At 65.7% G+C, this 11,745-nt stretch carries 12 protein-coding genes; 7 read left to right on the plus strand and 5 right to left on the minus strand.

The window, feature by feature from the left end; genetic code table 11:
* Window positions 1-73 precede the first annotated feature (73 nt).
* From AC27VE_RS27855 to AC27VE_RS27870, 4 genes are all read left to right on the plus strand, one after another.
* A complete protein-coding gene (locus tag AC27VE_RS27855) occupies window positions 74-2,482 on the plus strand; it encodes a mechanosensitive ion channel domain-containing protein (RefSeq protein WP_488705564.1) in 2,409 nt (802 codons plus the stop codon).
* Window positions 2,483-2,595: 113 nt separating this feature from the next.
* On the plus strand, window positions 2,596-3,126 hold the full coding sequence (locus tag AC27VE_RS27860; RefSeq protein ID WP_006226837.1) for a GbsR/MarR family transcriptional regulator: 531 nt from the start codon (window positions 2,596-2,598) through the stop codon (window positions 3,124-3,126).
* A gap of 123 nt (window positions 3,127-3,249) precedes the next feature.
* Window positions 3,250-4,506 (plus strand): SDR family oxidoreductase, encoded by a 1,257-nt coding sequence (locus AC27VE_RS27865; RefSeq protein ID WP_488705556.1) that lies wholly within the window; start codon window positions 3,250-3,252, stop codon window positions 4,504-4,506.
* Entirely contained in the window at window positions 4,503-4,976 is a 474-nt protein-coding gene (locus AC27VE_RS27870; RefSeq protein ID WP_488705557.1) for a DUF2269 family protein, read from the plus strand. Before AC27VE_RS27865 ends, AC27VE_RS27870 begins: the two co-directional genes overlap by 4 nt.
* A 62-nt stretch (window positions 4,977-5,038) precedes the next feature.
* On the opposite strand, the gene AC27VE_RS27875 is transcribed toward AC27VE_RS27870, so the two are convergent.
* Window positions 5,039-6,238 carry an L-dopachrome tautomerase-related protein gene (locus tag AC27VE_RS27875; RefSeq protein WP_488705558.1) on the minus strand — a complete coding sequence of 400 codons (1,200 nt, stop codon included), beginning with the start codon at window positions 6,236-6,238 and terminating at the stop codon, window positions 5,039-5,041.
* A gap of 23 nt (window positions 6,239-6,261) precedes the next feature.
* Here AC27VE_RS27875 and AC27VE_RS27880 point away from each other — a divergent pair, with 23 nt between their 5' ends.
* The 3 genes from AC27VE_RS27880 (at window position 6,262) to AC27VE_RS27890 (ending at window position 9,288) form a co-directional block, all read left to right on the plus strand.
* Complete coding sequence (locus AC27VE_RS27880; protein WP_488705559.1) at window positions 6,262-7,293, plus strand: LysR substrate-binding domain-containing protein; 1,032 nt, start codon at window positions 6,262-6,264, stop codon at window positions 7,291-7,293.
* Window positions 7,294-7,601: 308 nt separating this feature from the next.
* Window positions 7,602-7,982 carry a hypothetical protein gene (locus tag AC27VE_RS27885; protein ID WP_427959159.1) on the plus strand — a complete coding sequence of 127 codons (381 nt, stop codon included), beginning with the start codon at window positions 7,602-7,604 and terminating at the stop codon, window positions 7,980-7,982.
* Window positions 7,983-8,034: 52 nt separating this feature from the next.
* Complete coding sequence (locus tag AC27VE_RS27890) at window positions 8,035-9,288, plus strand: hypothetical protein (RefSeq protein ID WP_488705560.1); 1,254 nt, start codon at window positions 8,035-8,037, stop codon at window positions 9,286-9,288.
* Between the two features lie 10 nt (window positions 9,289-9,298).
* On the opposite strand, the gene AC27VE_RS27895 is transcribed toward AC27VE_RS27890, so the two are convergent.
* From AC27VE_RS27895 to AC27VE_RS27910, 4 genes are all read right to left on the minus strand, one after another.
* The gene (locus tag AC27VE_RS27895) at window positions 9,299-9,904 is read right to left on the minus strand and encodes a hypothetical protein (RefSeq protein WP_488705561.1); all 606 of its coding nucleotides are present in this window, start codon (window positions 9,902-9,904) and stop codon (window positions 9,299-9,301) included.
* A gap of 60 nt (window positions 9,905-9,964) precedes the next feature.
* Window positions 9,965-10,480, minus strand: coding sequence for a hypothetical protein (locus tag AC27VE_RS27900; protein WP_488705562.1), 516 nt, complete (start codon window positions 10,478-10,480; stop codon window positions 9,965-9,967).
* A 115-nt stretch (window positions 10,481-10,595) separates the two neighbouring features.
* Window positions 10,596-11,183: a TetR/AcrR family transcriptional regulator gene (locus tag AC27VE_RS27905; RefSeq protein WP_006226828.1), complete on the minus strand. Its 588-nt coding sequence runs from the start codon at window positions 11,181-11,183 to the stop codon at window positions 10,596-10,598.
* A gap of 148 nt (window positions 11,184-11,331) precedes the next feature.
* On the minus strand, window positions 11,332-11,745 hold a 414-nt coding region (locus AC27VE_RS27910; protein ID WP_488705563.1), incomplete at its 5' end, for an RNA polymerase sigma factor.

The raw sequence follows: 11,745 nt of genomic DNA on the forward strand, positions 1-11,745 counted from the left end.
CCGCACCCCTGCCGCCACTTTCTGGCGGCACCGACGAGAGAGACCCTGGCTGGCGGCCTTGCTGCTGGCGGCGATGCTGAGTTGCCTGTCGCTCGTCTGGCAAGCCGCCGCCATGGCCGCCGCGCCGCTGCCTGCGCCGCAGCCGGCCGCTTCCTCTACCGCACAGACACCGGCCGCGCTCACCCCTGCGGCACTCGCCGACCTGCTGGACAATCCCGAGGCCCGCAAGGCGCTGGTGGACGAGCTGCGCGCGCAGTCGGCCGGCGTCAAGCCGGCGCCGTCCGGCCCGGCTGGAACGGCCGGGCACGACAAAAAGCCGACAGAGCCCGGCCTGCAAGAACGCATTGCCGATGGCGTGCAGCGCTTCCTGACGGGCGTGGCCGCCGACATGGGCCAGGGCGTGGACGACATGCGTGCGCTGGCCTCGGGCCGCAGCCTGCGCATGGACGCCGGTACCGCCAGCACGGCCTTGCTGCCCCTGACGCTGGCCGCCATCGCCACGATCATTGCCTTCCTGGTGCTGCGATTGATCGCGATGCGCATCTACACGCGCATCGACCGCTGGGTGGCCGAGCACGGCGCTGAGTCCATTGCCTCGCCGACACGCGGCGCACCGGCATCCATGCGCGTGTTGTACCGGCGCGGCGGGGCGATCGTGGGTGCGCTCGCGATCGATGTGGGCGTCGTGCTGCTCGCCGCCATGGCGGGCGGGGCCGCCGCCCTGTGGACCACGCCGGGGCGCGGCACGCTGGACACGCTGGCTGCGGTGTTCCTGCGGGCCTTCGTGTCGGTGGAGATCGTGAAGGTGGTGGTCCGCACGGTATTCGCCGTACGGCATCCGCACCTGCGCCTCTTGCCCATGTCCGACGAATTGGCCAAGTACTGGAACGCCTGGCTGGTGCGCATCGTCGCGGCGGCCGGTTACGGCACGCTGCTGGTTGGCCCGGTGATGGCGGCGGCGCTGTCGCCGGCACTTGGCCGGCTGGCCAGCATGGTCATCATGCTGACGGTGTATGTGTACGCGGTGCGCGTCATCTGGCAGAACCGGCGGTCGGTACGGGAACGCCTGAACCGCCACGCCGCCGGTGCGGCCACCTTCGTGGGTTCGCGGCTGCACTTCCTGTCGCGCGTGTGGCACGTGCTGGGGATCGGCTACTTCACCATCCTGCTGGTAGTCAGCCAGATCGATCCCACCAACGCACTGCCCTTCATGGCGCGCGCCACCGCGCAGACCTTGCTGGTCATCGGCGTGGGCAGCCTGCTGATCCTGCTGCTGAACGCGGTGCTGGCCAAGCCGATCCAATTGTCGGAAGACCTGCGACGGCGCTTGCCGCTGCTGGAGGCGCGCGTCAACGCCTACGTCCCGGCCATCCTGAAAGTAGTCGGCTGGATCATCCGCATCGTCGTGGTGCTGCTGATCCTGGATGCGTGGCACGCGTTCGACCTGTCGCGCTGGCTGGCTTCGGACGCCGGCGGGGCGGCCATCAAGGTCGTGCTGAACATCGTCATCGTGCTGCTGATCGCGGCGCTTGCCTGGACCGTGATCGCCAGCATCATCGAACACCGCTTGAGCCAACGGGAAGGACGGGGCATGCCCAGCGCGCGCGAGCGCACCCTGCTGGCGCTGTTCCGCAATGCCGCGCTGATCGTGATCGTGGCGATGACGCTGATGGTGCTGCTGTCGCAGATCGGCATCGACGTGGGGCCGCTGATCGCCGGCGCGGGCGTGGTGGGCCTGGCCATCGGCTTCGGCGCGCAGAAGCTGGTGCAGGACATCATCACAGGCGTCTTCATCCAGCTTGAGAACGGCATGAACGAGAACGACGTGGTGCAAGTCGCAGGCGTGTTCGGCACCGTGGAACGCATGACGATACGCTCCGTGGGCATACGCACGCTGGACGGCGGGTATCACCTGGTGCCGTTCTCGTCGGTGGACGTGGTGGCCAACCACATGCGCGACTTCTCGTACCACCTGGGCGAATACACCATTGCGCACCGCGAAAGCGTGGACGATGCGATCGAGCATCTGCGCGCCGCCTTCGCCGAACTGATGACCGATACGGTACTGGGGCCCGAGATCCTGGAAGACATGACGGTTGCCGGGGTCACGGCCGTCAACGAGAAGGGCGTGACCATCCGGATCCTGATCAAGACCACGCCCGGCATGCAGTGGGCCGTGCAGCGCGGCTACAACCGGCTGTTGAAGAAGCACTTCGACGCGGCCGGCATCGAGCTGCCGTATCCGCACACGGTGGTCTACTTCGGGCAGGACAAGCGGGGCTACGCACCAGCCGCCAACGTGACGTTGCAGGCGGAACGCCCCGACGAAGGCGAGGATGCGCGCGCCGCAGGGCACACGCGCCGTCGCCTGAAGCCGGAAACGAGCGGCGAAGATTCGGCCGAAGTGCTGGGCAACGAACTCGAGGCGCGCGACGAGGCTGAGGCCGAGGCCGTCCCGACGCCCATATCGCGGGCGGTGTAGCCCCGCCACTCTAGGTAGGGCGACGCCGCACTATCAGCAGGGCTCGTGGATCCGGTTTCGTTTCTGTTATTTCTGTCTTGACAGAAATAACAGAAAACTCCTACAGTGGCTCCATGAAACTGACTCCGATCGCCGAACGATTCATCCTGCACTGGGGCGAAATGGGTTCGCGCTGGGGCGTGAACCGCACCGTCGCCCAGATCCACGCCCTGCTCTATCTGCTGGGCCGCCCCGTTCCCGCCGAAGAAATCGCCGATACGCTGGGGGTTGCGCGCTCGAACGTCAGCAACAGCCTCAAGGAATTGCAGGCCTGGCGCCTGGCTCGGGTCGTGCACGTGATGGAAGACCGGCGCGACCACTTCGAAACTTCGACCGATATCTGGGAGCTCTTCAAGCTCATCGTCGAAGGCCGCCGGCAACGCGAAATCGACCCCACGCTGACCATGCTGCGCGACAGCCTGGCCAGTCCGGAAATCGAAAACGAAAGCCGCGCCACCGAACAACGGGTACGCGAGACGCTGGAATTCCTGGAAATCCTGACGACCTGGTCCGATGAGATGCTGCGCATGAAGCCCGAGACCCTGATGAAGACGCTGGGCATGGGCGCGAAAATCAGCAAGACCATGCGGCGCACCAAGTCGTGATCCTCCAGGGCGGGCCTTGCGCCGCGCCCTTTTTTTGCCCAGTAATTTCTGTCTATACAGAAATTGCAGAAATAAAAGAATAGCGACGCCAACCATGAACGGCTTATCCAAGAAGGCAACGACATGAATATCCTGGTGTGCGGGGCCAACGGCTTTGTCGGCCGCGCCTTTTGCGATGCCTTGGCGCGCGATGGCCATCGGGTGCTGAAAGGCGTGCGCGTGGCGACCCGGCCGGACGAGATTGCCATTGACTACATGGCGGACACCGACCCGGCCGCATGGACGGATCGGTTGCGCGGCATCCATGTGGTGGTCAACGCCGTGGGCATCCTGATCGAAGGGGCCGGCGCCACCTTCGACGACATTCACCGGCGCGCGCCGATCGCCCTGTTCGAGGCCGCTCACCGCGCCGGCGTCCGGCACATCGTGCAACTGTCGGCTCTGGGCGCCGAACACGGCGATACCCCCTACTTCCAAAGCAAACGCGCTGCCGACGATTACCTGCAATCGCTGCCCGTTGCGCACCACATCCTGCGGCCGGCGTTGGTCTATGGCGAGCAAGGGGCGTCGGCCCGGTTCTTCCGTGCCTTGGCGTCGGTACCGGTGCACCTGCTGCCGGCCGGCGGGCGTCAGAGGCTGTGCCCCATGCGGGTGGATGAATTGGCCGAGATCGTCGCCCGGGTGCTGCGCGGCGATGATCATGGCCCAGCCGTCATGAAGCTGGTCGGGGGCACAGAGGTCGAGTTCCGCCAGATGCTGGCGGTCTACCGGGCATCGATGGGATTTCCGCCGGCATGGCAGGTGCCCGTGCCGGCATGGCTGGTGTCGGGCGCCGCGACGTTGCTGAACCGGCTGCCGGGGTCATTGCTGACGCGCGACACTTGGCGGATGCTGCGCGCGGGCAATACGGCCGATGCCGCGACGACGACCCGGGCGCTGGGACGTGCGCCCGCCGGCATCGAATCCTTTATCGGCCCCTCCGACGCGCTGCCACTGCGCCACCAGGCTTTGGCTGCCTGGCGCCCCGGCCTGCTGCGCGGCGCGCTGGCGCTGATCTGGCTGTGGACGGCCGTGTGCAGCGCGTTGCTCTACCCCGTGGCGGGCAGCCTCGCGTTGCTGGAACCCGTCGGCCTGCACGGCGCTGCCGCGCGGGCGGCGTTGTACCTGGCCGCAGCGCTGGATTTCGTACTGGGCATCGCCACGCTCTGGTGGCCTGGCCGGCGCCTGTGGGCCGCGCAGCTTGCGCTGGTGCTGGCGTACACGGCCGTCATCGCCGTGGCCTTGCCCGAATTCCTGCTGCATCCCTTCGGACCCGTCCTGAAAAATGTGGCCGTCGTTGCGCTGCTCTTCATTCTGCTTACCGAGGAACCCAAGCCATGAATCTGTATCTGACGGTCAAGACCCTGCACATCCTCTCATCGGTGCTGCTGGTGGGCACCGGCTTCGGTACGGCGTTCTACCTGTTCTTCGCGAACCGGACGGGTTCCATTCCGGCGATTGCCGCCGTCTCGAAACTGGTGGTCCGTGCAGACCTGTGGTTCACCACGCCGGCCGTGGTCTTCCAGCCCCTGTCGGGGTTCTGGCTGGCGCATGCCGCCGGCTGGCAATGGACGACGCCGTGGGTCACCCTGTCAATCGCGCTGTATCTGCTGGCAGGCGTGTGCTGGCTGCCGGTCGTGTGGCTGCAGTACGAGATGGCCAAAATGGCGGCGGCTTCCCACGCCGCCGGCGACACCGCCCTGCCTGCGCGCTACTGGCGCTTTGCGCAATGGTGGGAACGGCTGGGCTATCCCGCCTTCCTGGCCATGGTGGGGGTGTATTTCCTGATGGTGCTCAAGCCTGCGCTGTAGGACGCGACAGGGTCCGGGCGTAGACCGGCCGGCCACGTCACCCCGACTTGGCCGGCACGTGCTCAATCCCGATTGATGTCCACCCGCCAGAGTTCATAGCGCTCGGCGCCTGCCTTGACCGAACCGGCAAAGTGCTCGTTGAGATGGCTGGCCGTGAAGACGAGATCGCCGTTCGGGGCGATGGTGGCGGTGTCGGGCCACCATACGCCGTCGTGCGAGGCCACCCGTTTCATCGCCCCGGTGGCCGGGTCGTAACGAACGATGCCGTTGCGGGTGACGTCGGTGATGAAGAGCCGCCCGCGCGCATCCGTGACGATGCCATCGGTGTTGCCGCCCGTGTCGCCAAGGGTGCTGACTTCGGCACCAAGTTGATCATCCGTCTTCGTGCTGTCGCGCAACAGCCGGGTCTTGATGCCATAGGCGTGCCTGCCCGTCGTCACAGTCCAATACAGCGTCTCACCGTCGGGCGACAGGGCGATGCCGTTGATGCCAAGGATGAGCGGGCTTCCCGGCCAGACGTCGACCCCGTGCGAGACCACCTTCACCCCGGGCTCGGGCATGACCGAGGCATGCTGATTCAAGACCCGGCGCGCCGTGCCGCTGGCGAAGTCCACCACCAGGATGGCGGCCTGGTTGTTCGGCGCGCTACGCAGCCCGCTATCGGACAGATAGGCCAGCTTGCGCTTTTCGTCGACGGCGACGTCGTTCAGGAAGCTGCCCTTGCGGTCGGCGACGGCATCCAACGGAATGCTTTTGACGGTACGCCCCGTGGCCAGCTCGTAGACGATGAGCTTCTGGCCGCCGGCAGGCGCCTCGCTCTCTCCCGCAACGAACCCCATGTCCAGCGCCCACAGCCAACCGTTCTGGTTATCCACATGGAACCCAAGCACGTTGCGCAGGCTGGACGCGGGTGCACCGTTGACCGCATTGCCTTCGACGGACGGGAACGCGCCAAGGCGGGCGCTGCCGCCATCGACCCGGGTATCCAGGATGCTGAGCGTTGCGGGCGCATTCGCGGCGATCAGGCGCGGCGTGCTGACGAATGCACGGCCTCCACGATCGAAGTGCAGTCCGGCGATGGGCGCATTTACCGAGCCGGGAAACGGCGCCGGCGACTGGGCCGCGTCGGCCGCCGTCCACGTCACCCTGCTGTAGCTGCGCCAGCGTTCAATGACAGGCGGCTCCGCCGCAACCGCGTGCGCCGCAAACACGAAGGCGCCCACGAAACCGATCGAGGCGTGCTTGAAAAATGTGGTAATCATTGCCCAGCCCTTGCGCCGACGTGATGATTGAATGGATCGGTGAACTTTCGCTGTTCCCGGTGTGCGAAAACAGGGGATTCCAGGAACAGCTGTTTGGAACGAGATTCAAAGATGCAAGCAAGGACAATGCAGAAATGGATAATCGCAGCGGGGAAATGTTCATATTTGTGCGCGTCGTGCAGACCGGAAGTTTCTCGGGCGCCGCCAAGACGCTGGATCTGTCGCCGTCTGCCGTCAGCAAACTGATCACGCGATTGGAAGCCCGGCTGGCGACGCTCTTGTTTCTGAGGTCCACACGCGAACTCGTCCTCACGACGGAGGGGAAAGACTTCTACGAGAGCGCCCTCAGGATCCTGGAGGACATCGACGAGGCCGAACAGGCCATCGGCGCAGGCTCCACCGAAACCAAAGGCGTGCTGCGGGTCAATGCGTCGCTTCCCTTCGGCACGCGCCAGCTACTGCCGTTATTGCCCGAGTTCCGTGCCCGGTATCCCCAGATCGATCTTGATCTTTCGTTCACCGATCAGGTCGTCGACATGACGAAAGAGCGCGTGGACGTCGCCGTGCGTGTCGGGAAACTCTCCGACGCTTCGTACAAGGCCAGGCTGCTCGGCCTGAGCAGGTATGCCGTGGTCGCCAGCCCGGACTACCTGGCACGCAACGGCACGCCGGCCAAGCCCTCCGATCTGCACAACCATGTCTGCCTGGGGTTCAACTTCAGGCGATCCGTGGCGCAGTGGCCCTTCCTCGTTGAAGGCGAACCGACAGCCTTGTCCTTGCACACCTCGTTGCTCACGAACAATGGCGAGACGATGCTTGACCTGACCCTGCTGGGCATGGGCATCAGCAGATTGGGCCGATTCCACGTTGATCACGAAATCGAGGCGGGCAGACTGGTCGAGATCCTTCCCGGCTTCAATCCCGGCGACGTCGAGGAACTGCACGCGGTGTTTCCGGCCAAGCGGCATATGGCGCGCCGCGTACGCGTATTCATCGACTTCCTGGCGGAGAAAGTTGCCCCCCGACTGGAGGCAGCAGCCAAACCGCGCGATTGAATCGAGGGGTCGATAAGCCTGGAATCCGGGCAAAGATGTCGCGCCGCATTTTGTGTCGAAATGTAGGCGCGCAACGTCGACCAGGAGATCCGGCATATGCGATTTGCGCACGCAAATCCGGGACCGCAGTAGCGACGGCAAAGACCCGATAGCAGCCGCCTCGCCGGCCTGAGCGGTTGGCGATACATGTCGTTGCATCGATTCATAAGCTAATAACAACGAACCGGGCATATTGCACCCGCTGCATCGGCAACACGATCGCCGGCGGTGCTGCGCAACCCGAACCTTAATACCCTTGGAGACCTGAATTGCCGATTCTCAAGCAAGCTTGCGCCGTTGTTTCTCGCGGCCAGAAGGCCGCTTTGCTGGCCGCCGCCCTGACCTTCGGAAGCGGCGCCGCCGTGGCGCAGCAGGCCGTTCCCGGCCAGATGCCGAACCTGGCTGGGCTGAGCGGCCAGATGCATGCCGCCGCCGAATACTGCAATGCCTATACGGCCACGCAGCTGGACCAGATGAAGCAACAGCAGAAGACGGCGGCAGGCGCCCAGGGCATGGCTGCCGCGGACTTCGACGCTGCCTTCTCGCAGTCGTACACCGCGACCAAAGGTCAACTGGGCTCGCTAAGCGCGGCTGATAAGGAAAAGACCTGCGCGCAGCTCAAGGCGATTTCGGCGACGCGCCCGCAGTAGTCGCCACGCCCTCATCACCGACCAGACCGCCCCCTCCCGGATGTCTCTTCCCATGCTCGCACTGGCCGTTCGCCGTCAGCGTTTCCTTCTTGGCGCCGTGGCGCTGACCACCTTGTCGCTGGCTGGCCTGCACGCCCACGCCGCCCAGCGAACCGTCTATCAGGGAACACTGCAAGGCGCCGGCCAGATCGTGCTGGAACTGGACAACGACGCGGGCGCTGACGGGGGGTTGAGCGGACGCTATTTCTACACCAGAAACGGCGTCGATATCCCGCTGCGCGGCACGCAGGAGGTCCTGTTCGAACCCAAGCTGCACCCGACGCAACCAGTTGCCTCGGCCAAGGCCCCGATCAGCCCGGCCGACCGCGTCGCCAGCTGGCAGGGCGTGCGCGACCCCAAAGGCTATCGCGGGCAATGGACGGACACCCGCAGCGGCAAGCAACGCCACTTCGACTTGCGCCGGGTCGCCGAGTACGACACCGAGCAACTGGCGCGTGACGGCAACGCCGTGCGGGCCGCGCAGGTTGATCTTGGCGACGTCGATATCAAGGCGGCAATCGACGCCACGCGTGCGCCCTACCAGACGCTGAAGCTGGCCGGCCACGCACAACCGGTAGGCAAGGATATCAGCCGCGGTGCGGTGGCCTATCGCATGTGGGTAGATCCGCGCACCAAATTCGCGTACCCGCGGCTGAGCCGGCATCCCGATCCGCAGGTCATGCAGCGGATCAATCACCTGCTGGAGCAACGCCACTGGCGGAAGAGCCTCGGGGCACTGGAGTGCATGGCATCCGCCTACACCAGCGCGAATTCCGGCGCGGGCACATTGGGCGGATTCGACGAGGAAAACGTGAACGTCACGTGGCTGTCGCGTTCGCTCATGACGGTGACCGAAGCGGGCAGCCTGGATTGCGGTGGTGCGCATCCCGACAACCATTTCGAACCGTATACCTTCGACCTGCTGCGCGGCGAATACCTGGACTGGAATCGCGTGTTCGACGCGTACGTGCCGGCCAGCCGCAGCGTCGGCCGGCAAGCCAGCCCCGCATTGCTTGCGGTGGTGAACCAGGTGGTCAAGGCTGGGCCGCCAGAGGACCGCGCCGATCAACATCCCAATCTGGAAGACTGCGCGGATCTCTGGCCGCAGTATCTGGCCCTGGGCGCGCAGACGCCGGGTGCGCTAAGCCTGTCGGTGTCCGGCGTGGGCCATGCATCAGGGGCTTGCCTGGGCACGCACGCCACCGTGCCGTTCCAGGCGCTGACGCCTTATCTGAAGCCCGGCGGGCAAGCGTATCTGGAAGATTGAAATCAGTGCATCAGGCGCCCTCTTTCCGCGGGCGGCGCGCACGGTCGCGCGTGCTTGCGCGGGTGCTGAACGCGTCGTCCGTGGCGTTGCGCAACGGCGCGGCATGGGCCACCGGGCCCACGACTAGCAGTGCAGCGCCTGACACGGCGGCCACCTGCTGCACCATGATCGGCGGAACCCCCGCCACGAAGCGATAGGGTTGCAGCGGCAGCAGGCCCTGGATCGTGCCCAGGTCATTGGCCGCCTCCGCGCGCGCTTGCTGCTCGACCTGTTCGTCCTTTAACGCCTGATTGCCGGCCAGCGCTTGCGCCTCCAACCTGGCCTGCTGGTCATGGAAGGCCTCGATGGCGTGCATCAGACAGTGCGCCGCGTATTGGTCGCGCAGCGGATTCACGGATTGATCCCGATCGTCCTTCCTGACGATGGCTGGCTTTTGCGGTGCGGCCGCCGTCGGCACAGTCAGTGGGCGCGCCGCCTGGATGCGCGCGAACGGCGGTGCCTGCGGACGCGTCACCCGGTCGGCGCGCATCTGGGCACGCAGCCGCTCGGCGCGGTAAGGGTCCCGGACATCGTCAATCCGGGCGGTGCCCATCGGATCAATGGCTCTGGCATTCATGGCAACTCCTTGGCTGGTCGCGCCGGACCGCGCGACGTCCCGGTCATGACGCAAGGGCGGCTACGAAAGCCGCGCCTGGGCCCTCTGGGCGCGCCGTTGCGAACGGATCCACAGCAACTGCGCCGCACAACCCACCAGGAACAGCGCGAACCACGTGGCCAGAGCGCCGCGCACCAGGGGGGATTGCGGCCCCTCGGCAAGCGGATGAGACACCGGCAGGCGCGTGAGCGTCTCGGCAATCCCGGGCACCCACATCAGGAAGAAGCTGAAGGAAAAGCCCAGCTGCGACAGATAGGGATGCGCCCGGGACAGCCATGGCAGCCGCGGTACGAGCAGCGCGCCCGCGACCGAGAGTAGCGCCAGAATGCCCAGCGCATGCCCTGCGTTGAACCCGCCAGAGCTGGATAGGCCGAACGAGGTGAGCACGGCCACGAGCAACCCGACCAGATAGATCTTGCCGGTTCGCGTGGCGCTGTCGATCCCGCGATACCGTGCAAAACTGTATAGGCCGATGGTGGCGGGCACGAGGCTGATGAGGGTATGCACGGCGCCCAAGGCGGAAATAGGATGTGGCATGGACGAAGGTTCCTCGGCCGGGCAAGCCGGCGGTGATTTCCGAAAACAACCAACTAGTTGGTCGGTAAACAAACTAAAAAAACGGCGCACCGCTGTGGCGCGCTTCGTGCTCCAGTCAGGCCGGAACGGTCAACTGCTTGATCGCCCCGCGTGTGATCGATGCGAACACCTCCGCATCCCCGAACGCCCGGGCGGTCAGCATGGCGCCATGTATGGTCGACATGAAGGCCTGCGCTTCCACCTGGACGCCATTGCGCACATGGAATTGCCCCTTGGCGACGCCGGCCTCAAGCACCGCCGCGAGCCATCCCGTCAACTCATGGAAATAGGCGCGCACTTCGTCCGCGACCGCTTGGGGAATCAAAGGCAATTCGGCGGCCAGCATCGCGCAAATGCACATGGGCATCGAGCCTTCGCGGATGCACTTGGCCCAATATTCCGTGTACGCCGTCAGCCGCGCAAGCGGATCCTGGACATGCTGGTCAAGCGCCGCCAGCCCCTCGCGGGCCTGTTCGCGGTGTTGGGCAACCACCGTCAGGACCAGGTCCGCCTTGGCCGGAAAATGGTGATGAATGCTGGGCTTGCCGATATGGACCCGTTCGGACACATCGGCATAGCTGAACCCGTGATAGCCGCCGGCAGCGAGCAGCAGCTTGGTCTGCTCGACGATCTCGAGGGCCCGCGGGGAAAGCGCCAAACTCATAGGAATCCACTCTGATTTGCTGAAAAACGCGCGAAAGCCCCGCTCTTGGCACGCCATGGCGTCGCCCCGGATATTCGCAATGCAGCCAATCTACTAGTTGGTCGGTTTCAAGTCAAGGCCCCCCAAAGCGGCGGGGGCCGCTGGCCGCTCACCGGGCCAGCGCCGCCGCCTGCTCGCAGTGCCGCAGCGCCTGGCGCAGCGCGGTATCCACCGACCGCAACGACATGCCCAGCCATTCGGCGGCATCGCCTCGGCTGCGCCCCTCCACCCGCAACGCGATCAACACGGCGCGCTGCCGGCGGGGCAACCCCTCCATGATCCGCGCCAACGCCATCAGGGCAGACCTGCCCTCCGCCACGGCCTGGGGGCCGGGACTCTCGTCGATCGGCTCGGGTAATCCCGCATCCGGATCATCCAGCGATAGCCATGACGCCTGCGCGCGCAGGCGGTCGATCGCCAGATGACAGGCCATGCGGAACACGTAAGCATCCGCCTGCCGCACGTCTTTCGCCACCGGCCGCGCCAGTCGGAGCCAGGTGTCGTGCAGGCATTCGCGCGCCAG

The sequence above is a fragment of the Achromobacter sp. 18P8.1.1 genome, assembly GCF_057799415.1.